The following is a 19,586-nucleotide window of genomic DNA, read 5'->3' as shown; positions in this document are numbered from 1 at the left end:
TGATGTCGGCAGCCGGATACTTCACAGGACGTGAAGATTGGAGGTGTTCCCGTTGAGCCCGAGCCTGAACCGTTCTTTATGCTATGGCCCATGAACGGCCCAGTCGCCGAGCCAACATATAAAAAAAAGAAGGAGTTAAAGTCAGGCGGCCAATGAAACCTGCATCAATACCACTTGCTCACGGGGGGAAGCTATTTCCTGGGTTTTATTATCTTTTCGCATACCCACAAAAGAGAGCTTCAGTTTCTGATGAATCCCCTTCTCGTACACGCCTCACTATCGGCACAAACTGGTTCCTGGTCTTTTATCCCCGTAAAGCACAACGTTTCCCTCTGCCCGAGATTCCTCGCGGCGCTATTTTTTCACTCCAGTGTTAGCGTTTCTACATCATTTTTCTCCATGGCTTCATGTTGGTGTTCTTGTTAAACACCGCTTGCTCGGAATGACAGGGGGGGGGAGGGCGCCGCAGGCGACCGAAGAATCCCCTCCTCGTACACCCCTTAGTATCGGCATAAACTGGTTCCTAGCTTTTTCCTTTCCCCGTACCGATATGTTGGCGTCAGCGACATAGAGTGAATGGTTGCCATAGCCGGGACGGGTTATTCGTATAGTTGATAAGAGGGCAATTATCCGGAATGGCAGCACCGGGATTCCTCGATTCCTTGAATAATATGACCGTACGGGTGGAAAGGGCCGAGAAAAAATGTTAAAATACATGGTACGCGAATAAAGTTCAGGGTTGGCGAAGGCCACAACCACAACTCCGATTCAATTATTCTATATGTACTCAGTTCTATCGCTACAAAAGGAGAATCAAGGATGAAATATGCAGAGGGCAGAACGGGCCGTATCTTCATTTTGAGATTGGAACAGGGGGACAGGATACCGGAGGCAATCGAAGGGTTCGCCGCGGAAAAGGGGATAGAGGCAGCGATGGTTTTCTTTCTGGGGGGAGCTGAACGAGGCAGCAAGGTAGTGGTAGGGCCGGAAGAGGGTACTGAAAGGGGCAGGCCCATCGGCATGATAACGGCGCTTACGGGTATCAGTGAATCGGTTGGATTCGGCACCCTGTTCAAAAATGAAGAGGGTTTCCCCCGATTACATCTGCATTCCGCATTTGGCCGGGAACGGGAGACAGTTACCGGTTGTACCCGTGAAGGTGTGGAGATATGGCAGATCGGGGAAATGGTTCTCATGGAGATACTGGATACCTTGGCTGTAAGGAAATTGGATCCGCAGAGCGGATTCGAGCTGTTGGAGTTGTGAAGGGAAAAACATCGTGGGGGGTGGATAGATACCGGGAAAGGCTGAAAAAACAGGCGGGGAAAGGAATTGCCGGGTTGGCAAGAAATGGAAGGCGCGCATAAAAGTAGATGGATGTGGTTAGAATTAACTTTGATCTGTTTCTCCCTTTTCCCTTGGAAAAGGTTAAAGGGCGGTTGGATTGATGACACCTGACATTGATAGACGAGGCCAGTCGGGTCTGAAGGCCAATTTTATCGGAGGTGAGTAGATGATGTTTGATACCGCCAAACAGAAGGTGACCGAATTTGCGCTGGAAAAAGCGATCAGATACTTGCATAAAGATCCGGAAAAGAACCTGATGAAAACCCTTGATTATCTGCACCATGTGGCGATCAAACCGTATCACAAACGGTGGGTAGCCCTGTTCAAGGATTTTTGCAGGAAGAATCCCCAGGTGTTGATGCAGGCCAGAAGGTTGCTTAAAAATGAGGAACTACTATTCAATTTGATCAATTCCTGGGTTATCAAGGGGGGCTTTTACGGCAAGCCAAAGCGGGAGAAGGTAGCGGCCGAACTGGGCGTTTCGGTTCCTGCAGCCATCCTTATCGATCCGACCTCGGCCTGCAATCTGCGTTGCAAAGGTTGCTGGGCGGGGGAATACAGCAAGTCGGATATGCTGGAACCGGAGCTGCTGAACCGGATCATAGCCGAAGCCAGGGAAATAGGCATTCACTGGATTGTACTCTCCGGGGGTGAGCCATTCTGTTATCCTTACCTGATGGACATACTGGAGGAGAATGCGGATTCTTTTTTTGTGGCGTTCACAAATGGAACGTTGATCGATGAGAAAAAAGCAGATCAGCTTGCCGAAAGGGCCAACCTGAGCCCCGCTTTCAGCCTTGAAGGCTGGAAGGAACATACGGATGCCAGAAGGGGGACGGGCACTTTTGACAGGGTGATGAAAGCGATGGATCTGCTGATGGAGCGCGGTGTATTCTTTGGTGCATCGGTGACGGCGATGAGCAGCAACGTGAAGGAACTTTTCAGTGACCGTTTCATCGATTTCCTTATCAAGAAAGGGGTTCTCTACACATGGGCATTTCATTATATTCCCATAGGAAGAAATCCCGACGTGCGGATGATGCTCTCGCCCGAGCAGCGCCTGTGGATGAACAGAAGGGTGGGGGAACTGCGCCAGAACAGGCCGCTATTTATCCTCGATTTCTGGAATGACGGCCAGTACACCGAGGGGTGCATTGCCGGAGGGCGGCAGTATTTTCACATCAACGCTGCCGGCGAGGTGGAGCCCTGCGCTTTTGTGCATTTTGCCGTCGATAACATCAGGGAAAAAAGCTTGAAGGAGGTTCTGCAGAACTCTTTTTTCAGGGCTTACCAGGGGGGGCAGCCTTTCAATGATAATCATCTGGCTCCCTGCCCGATCATAGATGAGCCGGATTCTCTCCGCAAGATGGTGGCGGAATGCGGGGCGCACGCCACTCATGCCGGCGCCGAACATGTTCTGGAAGAGGAGATCAATCAATACCTGCATGATCTGTCCAGCCGCTGGAAAGCACTTATCAATGCATGATCAGGATTACCCCGACACGGGGAGGTAAACAAATGCGGCGGAAGGTGGGAACAGGTGAACAACAAAATCTTTGTGTACGGAAGCCTCATGAGGGGAAAAAGCAATTCCGCACTGCTGAGGGGGAGTATTTTCCTGGGAACGGCTACCGCGGAAGGACTGCGCCTGTACAGGGTTACCGATCCGTACCTGGGGGCAGTACGCGGCGAGGGGCGGAAGGTCAAGGGTGAACTGTTCAAGGTTGATCCTTCTGTCTGGGAAGAGCTTGATCGCCTTGAGGGCAACGATTATTTCTACCGGAGGGAACTTACCGAGGTCATTCTTGATGATACGGGAGAGAGGACGAGGGCCTGGGTTTATCTCTGGCTGCAGGATGTGGATCCCCGCATGGAGGTCCCCTACGAATTACAGCCGTGGTCATGATCCCCGTGCAATCGAACCGGGGTGAACTGCGCGCTGACTTCTCATTAATTACCAATGTGTTCTGAACAAAGTGATGTTAAAATGTTTGGTGCAAGTGATGATCCGTGCTTGAATTTGCTGAATTATTGCATCAATCCAGGTACCTGGAATGGTCATGAAATTTCACTTCTGTGTCAAGGCCTCGCCACAATTGACGAATACTGTCGGTATCGTTATGATTGATTAGTATACCGTAACAAATATATGACGGGCAACATTCAAAATATATACGGAAATGGGTTGTACCATGCTTTCTTGCGATGTATTGATTGTCGGCAGCGGCGCCGCCGGCCTGCGGGCGGCCCTGGAGGCCGCCAAAGATTCTCAACTTTCCGTGATGATCATCTCCAAGACCATGCCCACCCGTGCGGCAACCTGCATGGCCGAAGGCGGGATCAACGGTGTACTTGACTTTCCCGGAAACAAGGATACGCTGGCCGATCATGAACAGGATACGTTCATCGGCGGTGATTACCTGGGTGACCGCGATGCCATCCGTTTTTTTGTGAAGGAGGCTTCACAGATCATACGGGAGACCGATTACTGGGGGATGCCATACAGCCGCACCGTGGATGGGCGGATCGCCAGCAGGAAGATGGCGGGGCAGGTTCATGCCCGTACCAATTATGCGATGGACAAGACGGGGCATATGCTTCTGCACACGATTTTCGGACGGGTTCTTTCCACGGGAATCACCATCCTCAGCAACTGGCAACTGCTGGAACTGGCCGTGGCGGGGGGCCGTATTGCCGGCGTGGTGGCCCGCGATATCGAGACGGGAATGATCGTGCCAATCGTGGCCCGGGCTGTCATTCTGGCTACGGGGGGATATGCGCGGATATACTGGAAACGGACGAGCGCTCCTTTCATCTCCACCGGTGACGGGGTGGCCGCTGCTCTCAGGGCGGGCGTCCCCATGATTGACCCGGAGATGATTCAATTTCACCCCACAGGGTTCCTGCACGGCGGGGCACTTGTCACGGAGGCTGCCCGCGGTGAAGGAGGAATTCTGATCAATGACCGGGGCGAACGATTCATGGAACGGTACGCCCCTGAAACGATGGAACTGGCACCCCGTGACATGGTTGCACGGGCTATCGAAAGAGAGATACGGGAGGGGCGGGGAGCCGGGGAGGGTGCGGAGGCCCATGTATTCCTGGATCTGAGGCATCTGGGGAGGGAGAAGATCATGGCCCGGCTGCCGCAGATTCACCATGATGCACTGCTTTTTGAAGGGGTTGATCTCGTGGATAGCCCCGTTCCCGTCCGCCCCACCGCTCATTACTGCATGGGGGGGATGGAGATCGTTGATTTCCGGACGATGGCCACGGCCTTGCCGGGTCTCTTCGGCGCAGGCGAGTGTTCCTGTGTTTCCATACACGGGGCCAATCGCCTGGGTGGAAATTCTCTGGCAGAATCCCTGGTTACAGGCAAGGTGGCCGGTGCCGGTGCGGCGGCCTACGCGCGGGCAATGGGGCCGATTCCGGACAGGGACGGTCTTGATGGGCTGGCGGCTGCCGTTCGGGAACGGATAGAAAGGGCCCGGCGGCGGGATGCCGGCCCTTCGGTGATCCCTCTCCGGGAGCGGCTGGCAGAAGTTCTCTGGGCCGGGGCAGGGATATTCCGCAACGAGGATGATCTGCGATCGACCGCCATGGAAGTGGATACGCTGACGGCCGCATACGGGGAGGCTTTCATTGGAAACCGCGCCTCACTTTTCAACACGGCCCTGACCCATTTTCTTGAAGTGGGCAACATGCTTCTTCTTGCCGGGGTCACGGTAGCGGCGGCCCTGGAGAGGCGTGAATCGAGGGGTGCGCACTGCCGGGAAGATTTTCCGGAGAGGGACGACATTCATTTTCTGAAACATACATCGGTGTCCCTGGTCGATGGATCTCCACGGGTAACCTGGCGGCAGGTTGACGGTCCGGCAAGGAACGGTGGGGGGAAGGAGGAAGGATCCCGGTGAAAGAAGTCACGTTTGTTGTTGAACGTTATGATGGCTCCGATTCCTATCTTCAGGAATACATTTTTGCCTGCAGGGAAGGGATGACTGTACTCGATGCCCTGATCGAGATCAAGGAGAAGCAGGACCCTTCCCTCAATTTCACGGCCTCCTGCCGTTCGGCTATCTGTGGGTCCTGTGCCGTGCGCGTGAACGGGAATGCGGTTCTGGCCTGCGATACCCGTCTGGACGATCTTCTGAGAAGATGGTCTTCGAATATACTGACTGTCGGGCCGCTGGCCAATTTTCGCGTGATCAGTGACCTGGTGGTGGACTGGGATGAAAAACTGTCGCGCTTGCGGGCTGTCTGCCCGGGGCTGATTGCCGATGAGGGGGTTTTCGGGCAGAATGGCTCCCTGCAATCCCCCCGGAATGTTGACATGGTACATGAGATGTGGAATTGCAATTTGTGCGGGGCTTGCGCCTCGGAATGCAACAAACTTGCACAGGATGCGGCAGATTTTCTGGAACCATTCGTGTTCACGGCTGCGCGCAAATTTGCGGAAGATTCCCGCAGTGATGACCCCCTGCATCATCTGGAGCCGGCCTTGCAAAATGGGCTGTGGAAATGTTTTTACTGTCAGGAATGTGTGACCAAGTGTCCCCAGGGAGTGAAGCCCGCCGAGGACATCTCCCGGATGAGGGAGGCCACCATGCGGGCCGGGTTTGTGAAAACTGCCGGACCGAGGCATGCCCGGTCTTTTCTGAAAGATATGGAAAATACGGGCCGTCTGGATGAGATCAAGCTGGGGCTGCGCACGGAAGGTTTATGGAAAAGTATGGGCCGACTGCCCCTCGTTTTCCGCCTGATTGCCAGGGGGAAGATCAGTTTGCGCAATCGGCCCAGGGTTATAACCGGGCACGACAGGTTGCAGGATATGCTGCGCCTGCGCAGGGGAGAGTTGAAGCGATGAGATATGCTTTCTTTCCAGGCTGCGTCCTGAAAGGGTTTGCTGCGGAAGCTTACGAGGCCACGATGGAAGTCGGGGCGCGCCTGGGGATGGAACTGATCGAGATGCCGGGGTGGAGTTGTTGCGGGGCAACAAATATTCAGAATGAGGATGAGGTCACGGCTCTTGTTCTCAACGCACGGAACCTGGCTCTTGCGGAACGGATGGGGTTGCCCCTGCTGACGGTATGCTCTACCTGCGCTTTCATGTTGCTGTATGCCCGGAAAAAACTGGACAGGGATGGCCGGAGAGAAGAGATAAACCGCTATTTGAAGGCCGGAGGTATGGAATACCGCGGGCAGGCCCGGGTGACGCAGCTTCTCTGGGAACTTGATCGGAAGCCGGAGATGATCCGTAACAATATCCGCCGGCACCTTTCGGGTTTGAAAGTGGCCGGCTTTTATGGCTGCCACACTGTCCGGCCGCCGGAGATCATGGATCATGAGGATGCACAGAACCCGGGCAGCCTGGAAAATGTCATCCGCGAGCTGGGAGCTGAACCGGTACCGTATGCGGAGCGGCTACGCTGTTGCGGTTTTCACGCACTCTTCACCGCCAAGGATGATGTGGAACGGGCGACCGGCCTTCTGCTGAGGGAGGCTGCCGGGGCCGGGGCGCATTGTATCGTTACTCCCTGTCCACTCTGCCAGATGCAGCTGGATCTGTTCAAACCCGGGGATGCGGCTGCTCCCCGGATACCAACCCTACACCTGGCCCAGCTGGTGGGGCTGGCCCTGGGATTGCCCGGCCACCGGCTGGGGTTGGGGCGCCACATGGTCCCATTCAAGCAGGCGGAATTTTTCTGATCGATTGCCGATGCCAGCAGCGGGTTTCTTTCCATACTTCGATTTACGGCCACCATTCCGGCCTCTGCCACACGGGGATTCAGGTTGTTGCTGTGTAAAATTTTTCTTGCAGGTGCACGGGGGGAGAAAGATGAAGAGTGATGAAGAATAAAGAAGGATTATGGGGGCCTGATGGATAAATATTTATTGACAAAAGACGATGAAGGTGGTCCGAATGAAGCAGAAAAATAGAGGTAATCAAGAGTATGTCCTGGCCATAGATTTTGGCACCCAGAGTGTCAGGGCGATCATCGTTGATGATGGCGGGAAGATTGTCGCCAAGGAAAAACTGGCATACGAACCGTATTTCTCCGCCCATCCCGGCTGGGCAGAGAAGGATTCCCTGGACTACTGGAGGAGTATGTGCCGCGTTGTTGAAGGGGTACGCCGGGGCAACGAGGAGATCTGGCCCGAGCTGCGGGGGGTGGTGTTGTCAACATTGCGGGATTCCGCGGTCTGCGTGGACAGGGATGGGCAGGCGCTGCGCCCGGTGATTCTGTGGCTGGATCAGCGCATGGCCACGGGTTTTCCCGATTTTTCGATGCTGGAGAATATGGTCGTGAACCTGGCAGGGATGAAGCAGGCTCTGGCCCTTTTCTACAGGAAAGCCAAATCGAACTGGATCAAAGAGAATGAACCCCATATCTGGGCGAAAACCGACAAATATCTTCAGGTTTCCGGGTTCATGAATTATCTTCTTACCGGGAAAATGGTCGATTCCAATGCGGCGCAGATCGGATTCATTCCTTTTGATTACAAGAAAAAAACATGGTACCGGAAAAACAATCTGAAAGCCAAGCTGATGCCCGTCGAAACATCGAAGTTGCCTGACATCGTCGAACCGGGTACAATCATCGGCCAGGTGACGGAGAAGGCTGCGGCCGAGACGGGGTTGCCGCCGGGGTTGCCGGTGATTGCCGGTGGGTCGGACAAGGGGTGCGAGACCCTGGGGGTGGGATGCCTCGATGAGAGCATGGGGAGCATCAGTCTGGGAACGACGGCTACCATCCAGACAACGGCCAGGCGTTACTACGAGGCGATCAAGTTCCTGCCGCCTTACCCTGCGGTTGTACCGGGATGTTACAACCCCGAGGTGCAGATATTCCGGGGCTACTGGCTGGTGAGCTGGTTCAAGAACGAATTTTCCAAGAAAGAGGTTCTGGATGCGGAGAAGATGAACGTGGCGCCGGAGGTGTTGCTCAATACCAAACTGGATAGCGTTCCCCCGGGGTGTCACGGGTTACTGCTGCACCCGATGTGGTCGCCCGGTATCCTTACCCCAACGGCCAAAGGTTCCCTGATCGGTTTCGGCGATGTGCATACCCATGCACATGTTTACCGTGCCATAATCGAAGGAGTTTCATTTGCCCTTTACGAGGGGCTGGAGAAGATCGAAAAGAGATCGGGGCAGAAAATGAAGGAGGTGGCCATCGCCGGAGGCGGTTCACAAAGCGATGCCATCTGCCAGATAACTGCCGATATCATGAATTTGCCGGTGAAGAGGGTGCATACCTACGAGGCCTCGGGCCTGGGGGCAGCGATCATCGGGATGGTGGGGACAGGCGTTTACCCTTCATTCGAGGAAGCTATCCGTAATATGGTTCATTACACGGATACTTTCATTCCCCGCGCGGAGAACGTCAATATCTACCGGCAGCTTTACCGGGATGTGTTTACAAGGATATTTCCACGTCTGAAGGATCTCTATGATAACATCCAGCGGATAACCGGTTATCCGCAACTATAAGGTGAGGGGGAGCAACATGAGCAGAAAAAATAAATTCATGCCGGAATGGATCGAGGAAGCCCCGCCGGAAGGTTCATACCGTTCCGTTTTCAAATGGGGGGATCCACTCGGGTTCAGGCATCCCAGCAAGGGGATGTACCGGGCTTTGAGAGATGTTTTCGGGATGTCCGATGAAGATTTCAAAACTCGTCATAAAACCGGATTCAACCGGGTGGACATCGGAGAGAGGCCGGTCAATATCGAGCAGAAGCATATCGAGAAGTTCAAGGCGATTGTCGGAGACGGGAACGTCACGGACGATGATTACTCACGCCTGTATTATTCCACGGGGAAGACCATCGAGGAGGCATGGGAACTGCGTGATGGCGTTATCAGGGAGATCTGCGATATCACGGTTCATCCCCGCAACAAGAAAGAGGTAGCGGAGATAGTGGCCTACTGCCATGATCAACGGATTCCCATCTATGTCTTCGGGGGAGGCTCCTCGGTTAATTTTGGCCTGCGTCCGGAGAAGGGCGGCATCACACTTGTGTTGAAGACGCATATGAATAAAATCGTGGAGATCAACGAGGAGGATCGGACCTGCACGGTGGAAGCCGGTATATTCGGGCCGGCATACGAGGGGGCTCTCAACAATGCCCGCGAGCGATACAACACCAGGTATGATTACACCGGCGGGCATTTCCCGCAGTCTTTCGAGTATTCATCGGTGGGGGGCTGGATTGTAACGCTCAGTTCGGGCCAGGCTTCCACTTACTACGGCGACGCCTATGATCTGATCCTGAGCGGGGAATATGTGACTCCGATCGGAACAATCATGACCGAGGATTATGTTCATTGTGCCAACGGGCCCAGGGTCAATGATATCATGAAGGGCAGCGAGGGATGCTTCGGCATTCTCGTCGAAGTGAAGATGAAGATCTTCAGGCATATGCCCCGGAACAGATTCAGATACGGTTATATCTTCAAAACGTGGGAGGATGCCGTCAATGCCTCGCGGGAGATATGCCAGGGTGAATTCGGACTGCCCTCGGTGTTGAGGATATCCGATCAGGAGGAGACGGATATCGGGCTGAAATTGTACGGAATAGATGGTACCATCCTCGATTCGGCATTGAAATTGTTGGGCTACAAGCCGGGCAGCAGATCGTTGATGCTCGGACATACGGAAGGGGAGAGGAAATTTTCCCGGAACGTGAGAAGGAAGATCCATCGCATCGCCCGCAAGCACGGGGCGATGACCATTACGGGGTACGCGGCCAAAAAATGGGAACACAGCCGCTACACGGACCCGTACCTGCGGGAGGATCTGCAGGATTACGGGATCATCACCGATACACTGGAGACGTCGGTGTCCTGGAGCAATCTGCACCAGATCCACAAACAGGTGCGCGCTTTTGCCAAAAGCCGACCCAGAACGGTCTGCATGACCCATGCCTCGCATTTTTATCCGTACGGGACCAACCTTTATTTTATCTTCTTTGCCAGGATGGATGATATCGATGAATACCGGGAATTTCAGGCCAGGCTGGTGGATGAAATAGTGAAGAGCGGCGGTTCCCTGAGCCACCATCATGGGGTGGGCAAGATGTTGGCACCATGGATGGAACACTTTCACGGATCGCGCAATATGGGGATTTACCGTGCATTGAAACAATATTTCGATCCGCAAGGAATCCTGAACCCCGGCGTGCAGATGGGGCTGGATGATTCACGGGACGATGATCCCGACTACCGCTTTGCCAGGAGAAAGATGAAATAATCGATAACTTGAACCGGGATCCGAGGTTCGCCGGGGGAGAAGAATACAGACTGAAAAGGTGATCAGATATGGCAATGACTGTACCATCCGGATGGAGTGCGGAAGGCCGTGCTGAACAGATAAAAAAAGCGGCGGCCGGTGAATACGATGTGGTCATCATCGGGGGGGGTATTACCGGAGCGGGTATAGCCCGCGAATGTGCTCTGCGGGGGATATCTTTCTGCCTGGTGGATAAACGCGATTTTGCTTTCGGTACTTCCTCGAGATCCTCGAAACTCTTTCACGGCGGGATCAGGTATCTTTCTTCCCGTGAGTTCGGACTGGTGAGAGAGTCGACCACGGAAAGGAACTGGCTGCTGCATCATCTGCCCAACCTGGTCCGGCCTCTGGGCTTCATGTACTGCGCTTACGAAAAGGGGCAGGATCGGCCCATAATGGTGAAGGTGGGGGTGAAGCTTTACGAGATTCTTTCCGATTGGTGCAGCGGCTTCAAGAATTTCCGGAAGTCAAGGATCTTCAAAAAAAACTTTGTGGAGGAATTTGAACCGGCGCTGGAGACGGAGAGCCCGGAGCTGGGAAAGCTGCTCCTGGCAGGGTTTTACTATGATACCAACTGTGACGATGCCCGTGTTACCCTGGAAATAATAAAAGAGAGCCTGGAATATGCCGCCGGTAAATCCGTGGCCTTGAACTATGCCCGGGTGGAGGATTACCGACTGGATTCCTCGGGACGGGCCAGGGGGGTCGTGGTCTGCGATGAGCTGGGCGGCGGCTCTTTCGAGATCAGGGGGCGGGTGGTGGTCTCCGCTACCGGGATATGGACGGATGAGCTTCTGGGCAAGGCGGGGTATGATCGGCCCAGGATCTATCCGACCAAGGGTGTGCATATCATCGTTCCCAACGAGCGTATCGGCAACAGAAATGCTTTCGGGTTGCGTTCTTTTGACGACGGGCGTTTCTTCTTTGTTCTGAGGAGGGGGAAGGTTACGGTGATCGGCACCACCGATACGGCCTATTATCCGGAGTCGAGGAATCTGGATGAACCCTGGTGCAAAAAGGAGGATTGTGATTACCTTCTGCGCACGGTGAACAGGATGTTCCCCCATGCACGGCTTACCTATGATGATATCATAGGGACCTTCGCCGGGATCAGGCCCCTGATCAAACAGGAGGGGGCCAGGCATGAGTCGGATGTTTCACGCACACATGAAATCATGGCCACGGATAACGGCGTTGTGGCCATCGCGGGGGGGAAATCGACGACACATCGGCGGATGGCCGAGGAACTTCTTTTCTATCTCGTGGATAAAGGTTATCTGCCCGGTTTCAAACGTTCCGAGCATTCCCGCCGTGGTTATTCGAAGGTGCCCTTCAAGGTAGGGATCTCCCGCAGGGAATTCGACGCCGCGCTGATTGCCGGTGGATTGCACGGGGTGTCGTGGCCCGAGCAGATCGATTACCTTTACCGACAATTCGGGCGCCAGGGGATCCGTATCCTGGAGAGGGTCAAGAAGGATCCGGAAAGTGGCCGACCCTTGCTGGAGGGGTATCCCCATTGCCGGGCGGAGATCGAATTTATCCTGGAGCACGAGAATGCACCGAAATTGATTGATGTCCTCTGCCGCCGGACAGAAGCGCAGTGGATGATCTGGCATTACAAACAACCCCGGCTGGCCGCCGAGGTTGCCGCGATCATGGCCTCTTTTTACGGATGGCCGGCCGAGCGCAGGGAGGCCGAGATCGAGGAGTATCTGACCTATGTTGAAAATACGGTACGCTTTATCAAGGAAAACTGATATGGCCAGTTGAGCCGGAAGGGATAACCATCATGAACAGAGGCAGGGAAATAACATCTATAATCTTGCTTTTTATGATATGTATTTTCTTTGTCCCGGGTGATCCGGTTGCGGCAGAAGAGATGATGGCCGGTGATGTCAGCGGTGACGGGGTGGTCAATGTTTTCGACGCGATCCTGGTTTTGAGGCATGTCGTGGGGCTCGGAACATTGTCCGATGAAGAAGAGGCGAGGGCGGATCTGAACGGCGATGGCAAAGTGGATGTGAGCGATGCCATCGCTATTCTACGACATGTCGTGGGACTGGACGGGCCTCCTTCCCGGGAAATAGCGATGGGGGATACGGAGGCGAAACTCCTTCGGAACCTGGGAGAGCCTGCCCGCAAAGACCCGAGCGAATACGGTTTTGAATGGTACATATACAATCGGAATTATGACCAATATATTCAGGTGGGCGTCGACGGGGGAAAGGTCGTCGGCATCTATACGAATTCTGACTGCTGGCAGATGGGGGGCAGCATCGGATTGGGCTCCACCCGCGAGGAGCTGGTGGCGCGGTATGGCGTCCCGCTGGAAGGTATTCTAAAAGGGAACATTAATTATCTGTTCAACGAGAATCAGAAAAAACAGATGTCGGTATATCTGTTTGATGATGGGGATGGCTACTATGCCTATTTCTTTCTGGATATAATTGATTCGGCAGGGGACAAGGTCACGGCGGTGCAGCTGATAGACAGGGATGTGGAAGAAAGCATGGAAGAAGATAACATTCCCTTCAGCACTGCACTGAGGGAGGGATACGAGCGGCAATCGATGGATCTGGCCAATGCCATCAGGGCCAGGTATGGTAAACCTCCGTTTCAGTGGTGCGAGAAGGCACGGATGTCAGCACGAAAACATAGCCAGGATATGGCGTATAATGATTATTTTGCTCATGTAAATCTGCAAGGCGAGAGCCCCGGCCAGCGCATGACCAGGGAAGAGATTGACTGGAGCAGATGTGCAGAAAATATTGCTGCCGGCCCCAAAAGTGCCATCATGGCTCACGAGGCATGGATGAACTCGTTGGGACACCGGGGCAATATTCTGGGGACGGATCTTGATTACATGGGTGCGGGGGTGGCTTTCGGAGGCAGTTTCCGTATATACTATACCCAGAATTTTTACAAACCCTGGTGAGGATCGGGGGTTCTGATTGATATCTTTGTATTCTTGCAAAGGTGGGGGATCGGTGGAATTTGAAACGGGCAAGGGAGAGACGGTACATACTGTTGGGCGTATTGTTATTTCTGACAGGGTGTTGAATCTTTTCGCGGCACCGTTTGCATCTCGCCTGGAGATAATCGAAAAGATCGTTTTTTCCATCGAGGGCGGCGACCTCAAGGTTTATGCTCGGGGGAAGTACAGGATGTTCCCCTTCAAGGCACTCTACACCATCAGGATCGATTCGTTGTTTTTCAACGCGGAGAAGCTGGAATTGGGTTTTTCCTTCGAGGAGAAGGTTCATTCAGACAGCTGGGCGCTCAATCTCATTTTAAAACAGATTTCCAGAAGAGGAAGCTACCTGGAAAGGTTTGCACGCAAGAAAGATGGTATCTCCGTGATTGAAGACAGGGTTGGTGTTGATCTTGGCTCCCTGCTGGGGATCTCGCGCGAGGGGATCGTTGAAAAATTGGGTTGGGATATATTTGCCATGGTTTCCCCGGGGCCGATCAGCAGTACCGGGGAGGAATTGTTGATAGATATCGGCGTTACCGAAGACGGGCTTCGGAAACTGGTTTCTGAAAGCCTGGAAGATATGGGAGATAAGGAATGATCAACAAAAGCTTGCTGGAGCTGTTTTACGAGGCGGCCCACATTCAGCGCTGGAACGACCATATACGTTTCAACAAGGGTTTCACGGAACTGGACAAGCAGGCCCACAAGATGATCATCGCCTACATGATCGCCAAATTCGAGGAGGAGGCGGCGGAGGAGGTTGATTGGAGAAGACTGATCGAGGGCGGCATGTTCGAGTTCATGCACCGCATCACGCTTACAGACATCAAACCGCCGATATTTCACAGGTTGATGAGCGAGAAGGGCGAGAAATTGAACCGCTTTGTGCTCGACAGTCTGAAGGTAAAGATATCCACAGTCGGGGACGATTTCACCGAGAAGTTTGAATGCTACCTTTTCGATCAGGATTACTGCCTGGCGGAGAAGAAAATCCTGCACGCTGCTCACTACCTGGCCAGCGACTGGGAATTCAAATTGATTTACAATCTCAACAAGAGTATTTACGGTGTGGAGGAGACCAGGCAGCAGATTGAAAATGAGCTGGAAGAACATTACGAGCTGGTCGGGGTGCGAAAACTGGGCATGAGGAAGAAGACTTACAATTTCCTCGATCTGGCCGGGCAGCTTCGTTTTCAGCAGAGATGGGCTCATTCCCCGCGCGTTCCGGAAACTTCGGTTCTGGGGCACATGCTGATCGTGGCCATGCTTGCTTACCTGTGTTCGGTGGAACTGGGGGCATGCGAGGCAAGGATACGCAGCAATTATCTTACCGGCCTCTTCCATGACCTTCCCGAGGTGTTGACCAGGGATATCATCTCCCCGATCAAGAGGTCGGTTGAAGGGTTGGGAGAGATCATCAAGGAGATCGAGGATCGGCAGGTCGAAGAGAGGATTCTGCCCCTGCTTCCCCTTTCATGGCACGGGGAGATCAAATATTATATCCGGGACGAGTTCAAAAACAGGATCATCAGGGACAGAAAAGTTGAGTTCGTGACCGCGGAGGAGATAGATACTCTTTACAATGAAGATGCTTACTGCGCCGTTGATGGGGAGGTGATCAAGGGGTGTGATGATCTGGCGGCTTACATAGAAGCAGTTCTTTCCATATCGCACGGCATCACTTCCCATCAGTTGAAAGAAGGGTGCAGTTATATTTATGATCAGTACATGGACCGGATCATTGCCGGACTGGATTTTGGCCGGCTTTTCAGTTATTTCCGGGCATGATGGGCCCCCGGTGACATGAGGGAAGGGGCAATTGATTGTGATAAAAAAGGTTGCTGCCCTGCAGCAACCTTTTGGTTTCTATCCGCGCCCGGGCTCGTGATTGAAAAATGGATCAGCTTCTTCACCTGTATTTTTCGGTTGCATCGTTTCACAGCAAGTTTGTGCGGAGGTATCGGCATAGTAATACGCTGACTCTTCGGAACCCGGGTCCTCGATGTCTTCTGCAAATTCGACGTCGTAAAAATTTTCTTCGAGAGCACTTTCGAGATTGTTCCTGACCCAGATGGAATCCGCCATGCAGATATCTCCCTCTCCCCAGAAACGGCAATTTTTGACACTGCAATTCACCTTTGTCATTCTTGAACACCTCCTTTGCCGGGATCAGCAATTTTGATTATATCTTTCCCCACTTGCAAGTCTGTATTCCCGGATTTCAGGGGCAGAGCATGAAGAAAAGATTTCATGGATTCGGGGAAGAATACGGAAAAGTGAAGGAAAACGCGGAAGGGAAGGCGATGGGAAGGATTTTTGGAATTATTCGTTGAATAATTTCAATACAGATATATAAAGGAATATTGCAGACAGCAGCAAGGAGGGAAACTGGAAAAATGATTGGTGACAAACTGGTAATCACCGATTACCATCGTCAGTCGGCGGCAATTGTGTTTCCTGCCTTGATAAAAAAAATTGAAGAGATCGGAGTGCCCCTGGCCGTGACTATCGGCGGGGAATCGGGCAGCGGAAAATCGGAGACGGCGGTTGTCCTGGCTGAATTATGCGAGGAACAGGGGTACAGAACGCTGATCTTGCAACAGGATGATTACTTTATTTTACCCCCTCGGACAAATCATGAGCGCCGCCTGGAAGATACAAGCTGGGTTGGTTTGCAGGAAGTCAGGCTGGATAAACTCGACGAAGATGTCAGGGCCGTCAAATCGGGTCGGGAAAAAACAATCAGGAAGCCCCTGGTCGTCTTCGATGAGAATCTGTTGACAGAGGAAGAGGTGGATGTGGAAGGCATCGATGTGGTCATTGCCGAAGGAACCTACGTGTCGACAGTTGAAAACGCCGACTTCAAAGTATTTATTGACCGGGATTACAGGCAGACCAAGAAAGCGAGGCTGGCGCGTTCACGTGATCCGGCTACCGATTTCCTGGAAAAAGTGTTGGCCATCGAACATGAGATCATCTCCGGACACAAAGCCCTGGCCGATGTGGTTCTGCCACCTCCCGAAGATGAAAGATAAAGCGCCCGGCAGCGATGCCTGAAAAAAAAGCAGAAGGAGGATGTTTTTCAGTGAAGAGAATTGCAATGTTGAGCACCCACGGTTATTTTGACCCCAGGCCCATCCTTGGGGCAACGGATACGGGTGGGCAGGTGGTATATGTGCTTGAACTGGCGAAGGCTCTGGCCCGCCGGTGGAAATACAAAGTGGATATCTTCACCCGCAATTTTGAAGGAAGATTGCCGGAGGAGGATGTGAACGAGGATGTGCGCGTGGTCCGTATTGCAGCCGGTTCCGATGAGTTCATCAGGAAGGAAGAATTGCTGCCGGTTCTGGACGAGCTGGCAGAGAATATGGCGCGGTATATCGACCAGAAAGGTTTCAAATATGACATCTATCATTCCCATTACTGGGATGCAGGATATGTGGCGATGAAAGTGGCGGAGATGAAAGGGCAGTGGTTTGTACATACTTCCCACTCCCTGGGTGCCTGGAAACAGGAGAGGTTCAGGGATGTTCCCGGAGCAGAAGAGCTGTTTCGTTTCGAGGAACGCATTGCCCAGGAGAGGGTTATTTTCAGCAAGGCAAGGGGCATCACGGTGACCAGCGAGGCGGAACGCGAAAATTACAGGCGGCTGTATGACTTTGTGAGCGAGGATATGGTTACCATCCCGCCGGGGGTCGATGTGGAGGTGTACCGGCCGCTGAAAGAGGGGGAGGAGGATCGTCCGACGGGGTTGCCGGGAAAATACATTCTGGCACTGGCGCGTATCGATCACAACAAGGGGTTCGACCTGCTGATACATTCCTTTGCACTCCTGGCCCGGAAATATCCCGATCTCCACCTTGTTATCGGCGGCGGTTCCAAAGATCCGAAGCAACCGGAGATCGACCTGAAGAATGAACTCCGGGAAATAGCCCGTGGTTATGAACTTGAAGATCGTGTCCTGATGCCGGGATATGTTCCCGACGAATTGATGGCTCCCTATTATCGCGGAGCCGAGGTTTTTGTTCTTTCTTCACGTTTTGAACCTTTCGGGATGACGGCCATCGAGGCGATGGCCTGCGGTACCCCGGTGGTGGTAACTTCCCTGGGAGGGATCCGTACTTTCCTGACCGATTCCAGGGATGCGATGATTGTCAATCCCAAGGAAAGGGAGAAGCTTGCACTGGCCATGGACAGGATTCTGGAGAATACACAGGTAAGCAGCACATTGGTAGAACAGGGACTGAAAACCGTGTATGACAGGTTCACGTGGGAGGCAATTGCCGGGCAGCACCTGGATTTCTTTGAAAGCCTGGCCTGAATGATACGTTGAGGAGGGAGCCGGAAAAATGGGTCTGATATTTGACAGTCAGAAACAGTTGGAAGATGTTATGGAAGAGTTGATGAACAGGATGTTCAAGGAAGAAAACGTGGAAAAGCTGAAGGAAAAAAATGTGGTGATCATGTTTCAGATCAAGGACCCCGATTACCAGGTTATGCTTGACCCGCAACACCCGGAAGTCATCAGGAAGGGGGTTTCAGGCAAGGCAGATATCATCATGAAAATGGAAGCCGATTTCATGCATGAATTCTGGTTGGGCAGGACGGATATGATCGAGAGTATAAAAAACAAGGATCTGACAATCGAGATAGGGCCGGAAGTGGCAGCGGCCAAACTGATCGATTTGCTTCCGTTGATGGTCCCGGGGTTGGATTACTACGAAGAAATATGTGAAAAATTCGGGTTGGTGGTTTGAAATAGAAAGATGACCGGGAGGTAGATTACATGGCTCTGTACGGTTCCTCGGAATGGCTCGATCTCTTCAAGGAGACAATCAATGCTGATCAGGAATTTCAAGCGGCGGCGGCCCGATTTTCAGCTTCGATGACAATTGCCACCAGTATCAAGGGGTTGCCGAAACCCTTCTATGTATGGATGGATTTCCATAGAGGAAAGATGAGGGAATGGGCTTACATGGCCAGAACTTCGGATAAAAAATCCGATTTCGTCTTCAATTCGGACTACTATACATGGAAAGCGATCTGCCGGGGCGAGATGGATGTGATCAGAGCGGTTGTAAGCGGCAAGATCAAACTTTCAGGGAACCGACTGAAGATGCTGGCCCAGACCAAGGCATCCCTGGCCCTGCTGAAGGTGATGGAGAAACTGGATACGTCTTTCCCGGATGAGATTTTCAGGAGGCAGTAGCCGATATGATTCGGTGTGCCATCCATCGGTTCCATGGTGTCTTTGTTCCGGGCAATTGCCTTTTCATGAGGTGCTGGCCTGTGTGTACGGGGGAGGGTCATTCCGATCGAACGTTCCTTCGGAAGAACGCTAAATGCATCGGGTAGAAATGATGGTATAAACCTGGCCCTGGCTGGTAGGGACAGCAAAGACTCTGCTCCAGCCGTCAGGGCTTTTACGTTGTCATTCAGGGCAAGCGGCGTTTTGCATTACGCTGGCGTTATGTTGGTGGAGTAAAGCAATGCAAGAAACCGGTCCCTGGCTGCCAGGCATAGCGCCGCGAGGAATCTCGGGCAAAAGGAAACGTTGTGCTTGACGATGGCAGCCATTCACTCCATGTCGCTGATGCCAATATATCGGTACGGGGAAAACAGGAACCAGTTCATGGCGATGGTAAGGTGTACTCGAGGAGGGGATTCTTCAGGAACTGAAGCTCTCTTTTGTGGGTATGCGAAAAGATAAAACCCAGGAAATAGCTTCCCTGAGTAAGTGGTATTATCAAGGGTTTCCTCGGCCGCCTACGTTTTCTTTTTCTTTTTTTATATGTTGGCTTGGCGACTTGGCCGTTCATGGGCCATAGCAAAAAAACGGTTCAGTCTCGGGCTCAACGGGAACACCTCCAATCTTCACGTCCTGTGAAGTATCCGGCTGCCGACATCACGTCGGCAGTCCCGTTTCGCTTCCTCGCCTTCACCGGCTATGGCAACCATTCACTCTATGTCGC

The 19,586-nt window shown here is 53.0% G+C and carries 17 protein-coding genes; 16 read left to right on the top strand and 1 reads right to left on the bottom strand.

Annotated elements, in window-relative coordinates:
- The first annotated feature begins 819 nt into the window (after positions 1-819).
- The 12 genes from GX364_08655 to GX364_08600 all read left to right on the top strand — a co-directional run bounded on the left by GX364_08655 (position 820) and on the right by GX364_08600 (position 15,402).
- Positions 820-1,266, top strand: coding sequence for a DUF296 domain-containing protein (locus GX364_08655; protein NLI70917.1), 447 nt, complete (start codon positions 820-822; stop codon positions 1,264-1,266).
- A gap of 247 nt (positions 1,267-1,513) precedes the next feature.
- The gene (locus GX364_08650; GenBank protein ID NLI70916.1) at positions 1,514-2,833 is read left to right on the top strand and encodes a radical SAM protein; all 1,320 of its coding nucleotides are present in this window, start codon (positions 1,514-1,516) and stop codon (positions 2,831-2,833) included.
- A 54-nt stretch (positions 2,834-2,887) separates the two neighbouring features.
- A complete protein-coding gene (locus GX364_08645) occupies positions 2,888-3,253 on the top strand; it encodes a gamma-glutamylcyclotransferase (protein NLI70915.1) in 366 nt (121 codons plus the stop codon).
- A gap of 286 nt (positions 3,254-3,539) precedes the next feature.
- Positions 3,540-5,261 (top strand): FAD-dependent oxidoreductase, encoded by a 1,722-nt coding sequence (locus GX364_08640; GenBank protein NLI70914.1) that lies wholly within the window; start codon positions 3,540-3,542, stop codon positions 5,259-5,261.
- On the top strand, positions 5,258-6,211 hold the full coding sequence (locus GX364_08635) for a succinate dehydrogenase/fumarate reductase iron-sulfur subunit (protein NLI70913.1): 954 nt from the start codon (positions 5,258-5,260) through the stop codon (positions 6,209-6,211). Before GX364_08640 ends, GX364_08635 begins: the two co-directional genes overlap by 4 nt.
- Positions 6,208-7,053 (top strand): heterodisulfide reductase subunit B, encoded by an 846-nt coding sequence (locus GX364_08630; GenBank protein ID NLI70912.1) that lies wholly within the window; start codon positions 6,208-6,210, stop codon positions 7,051-7,053. The genes GX364_08635 and GX364_08630 overlap by 4 nt, the downstream gene beginning before the upstream one ends.
- Before the next feature lie 214 nt (positions 7,054-7,267).
- Positions 7,268-8,839: a carbohydrate kinase gene (locus tag GX364_08625; protein ID NLI70911.1), complete on the top strand. Its 1,572-nt coding sequence runs from the start codon at positions 7,268-7,270 to the stop codon at positions 8,837-8,839.
- 16 nt (positions 8,840-8,855) lie between these two features.
- Positions 8,856-10,601, top strand: a complete 1,746-nt coding sequence (locus GX364_08620) for an FAD-binding oxidoreductase (GenBank protein ID NLI70910.1) — start codon at positions 8,856-8,858, stop codon at positions 10,599-10,601.
- 68 nt (positions 10,602-10,669) lie between these two features.
- Positions 10,670-12,397, top strand: a complete 1,728-nt coding sequence (locus GX364_08615) for a glycerol-3-phosphate dehydrogenase/oxidase (GenBank protein ID NLI70909.1) — start codon at positions 10,670-10,672, stop codon at positions 12,395-12,397.
- Positions 12,398-12,429: 32 nt separating this feature from the next.
- Positions 12,430-13,575: a copper amine oxidase gene (locus tag GX364_08610; GenBank protein NLI70908.1), complete on the top strand. Its 1,146-nt coding sequence runs from the start codon at positions 12,430-12,432 to the stop codon at positions 13,573-13,575.
- A gap of 52 nt (positions 13,576-13,627) precedes the next feature.
- Positions 13,628-14,212 (top strand): hypothetical protein, encoded by a 585-nt coding sequence (locus GX364_08605; protein ID NLI70907.1) that lies wholly within the window; start codon positions 13,628-13,630, stop codon positions 14,210-14,212.
- Positions 14,209-15,402, top strand: a complete 1,194-nt coding sequence (locus tag GX364_08600; GenBank protein NLI70906.1) for an HD domain-containing protein — start codon at positions 14,209-14,211, stop codon at positions 15,400-15,402. The genes GX364_08605 and GX364_08600 overlap by 4 nt, the downstream gene beginning before the upstream one ends.
- A gap of 78 nt (positions 15,403-15,480) precedes the next feature.
- Here GX364_08600 and GX364_08595 read toward each other — a convergent pair whose 3' ends face one another.
- Positions 15,481-15,759, bottom strand: a complete 279-nt coding sequence (locus GX364_08595; GenBank protein ID NLI70905.1) for a DUF1540 domain-containing protein — start codon at positions 15,757-15,759, stop codon at positions 15,481-15,483.
- 251 nt (positions 15,760-16,010) lie between these two features.
- Between GX364_08595 and GX364_08590 the strand changes: the two genes are divergently transcribed.
- Genes GX364_08590 through GX364_08575 form a run of 4 tightly spaced genes read left to right on the top strand, consistent with a single transcriptional unit; the run spans position 16,011 to position 18,823 of the window.
- On the top strand, positions 16,011-16,649 hold the full coding sequence (locus tag GX364_08590) for a hypothetical protein (GenBank protein ID NLI70904.1): 639 nt from the start codon (positions 16,011-16,013) through the stop codon (positions 16,647-16,649).
- A 50-nt stretch (positions 16,650-16,699) separates the two neighbouring features.
- Complete coding sequence (locus GX364_08585) at positions 16,700-17,935, top strand: glycosyltransferase family 1 protein (GenBank protein NLI70903.1); 1,236 nt, start codon at positions 16,700-16,702, stop codon at positions 17,933-17,935.
- A 28-nt stretch (positions 17,936-17,963) separates the two neighbouring features.
- Positions 17,964-18,371: a hypothetical protein gene (locus GX364_08580; GenBank protein NLI70902.1), complete on the top strand. Its 408-nt coding sequence runs from the start codon at positions 17,964-17,966 to the stop codon at positions 18,369-18,371.
- Between the two features lie 29 nt (positions 18,372-18,400).
- Positions 18,401-18,823, top strand: coding sequence for a hypothetical protein (locus GX364_08575; protein ID NLI70901.1), 423 nt, complete (start codon positions 18,401-18,403; stop codon positions 18,821-18,823).
- Positions 18,824-19,586: the final 763 nt, after the last annotated feature.

The organism is Bacillota bacterium (genome assembly GCA_012518215.1).
Lineage (GTDB): Bacteria > Bacillota > Dethiobacteria > DTU022 > PWGO01 > JAAYSV01.
This window is presented reverse-complemented; position numbering and strand designations above follow the sequence as displayed.

Excerpts from the sequence above, each read along its gene's own strand:
- GX364_08655 (NLI70917.1), top strand. The coding sequence starts at position 820 with ATGAAATATGCAGAGGGCAGAACGGGCCGTATCTTCATTTTGAGATTG.
- GX364_08650 (NLI70916.1), top strand. The coding sequence starts at position 1,514 with ATGATGTTTGATACCGCCAAACAGAAGGTGACCGAATTTGCGCTGGAA.
- GX364_08640 (NLI70914.1), top strand. The coding sequence starts at position 3,540 with ATGCTTTCTTGCGATGTATTGATTGTCGGCAGCGGCGCCGCCGGCCTG.
- GX364_08630 (NLI70912.1), top strand. The coding sequence starts at position 6,208 with ATGAGATATGCTTTCTTTCCAGGCTGCGTCCTGAAAGGGTTTGCTGCG.
- GX364_08625 (NLI70911.1), top strand. The coding sequence starts at position 7,268 with ATGAAGCAGAAAAATAGAGGTAATCAAGAGTATGTCCTGGCCATAGAT.
- GX364_08620 (NLI70910.1), top strand. The coding sequence starts at position 8,856 with ATGAGCAGAAAAAATAAATTCATGCCGGAATGGATCGAGGAAGCCCCG.
- GX364_08615 (NLI70909.1), top strand. The coding sequence starts at position 10,670 with ATGGCAATGACTGTACCATCCGGATGGAGTGCGGAAGGCCGTGCTGAA.
- GX364_08610 (NLI70908.1), top strand. The coding sequence starts at position 12,430 with ATGAACAGAGGCAGGGAAATAACATCTATAATCTTGCTTTTTATGATA.
- GX364_08600 (NLI70906.1), top strand. The coding sequence starts at position 14,209 with ATGATCAACAAAAGCTTGCTGGAGCTGTTTTACGAGGCGGCCCACATT.
- GX364_08595 (NLI70905.1), bottom strand. The coding sequence starts at position 15,759 with ATGACAAAGGTGAATTGCAGTGTCAAAAATTGCCGTTTCTGGGGAGAG.
- GX364_08590 (NLI70904.1), top strand. The coding sequence starts at position 16,011 with ATGATTGGTGACAAACTGGTAATCACCGATTACCATCGTCAGTCGGCG.
- GX364_08580 (NLI70902.1), top strand. The coding sequence starts at position 17,964 with ATGGGTCTGATATTTGACAGTCAGAAACAGTTGGAAGATGTTATGGAA.
- GX364_08575 (NLI70901.1), top strand. The coding sequence starts at position 18,401 with ATGGCTCTGTACGGTTCCTCGGAATGGCTCGATCTCTTCAAGGAGACA.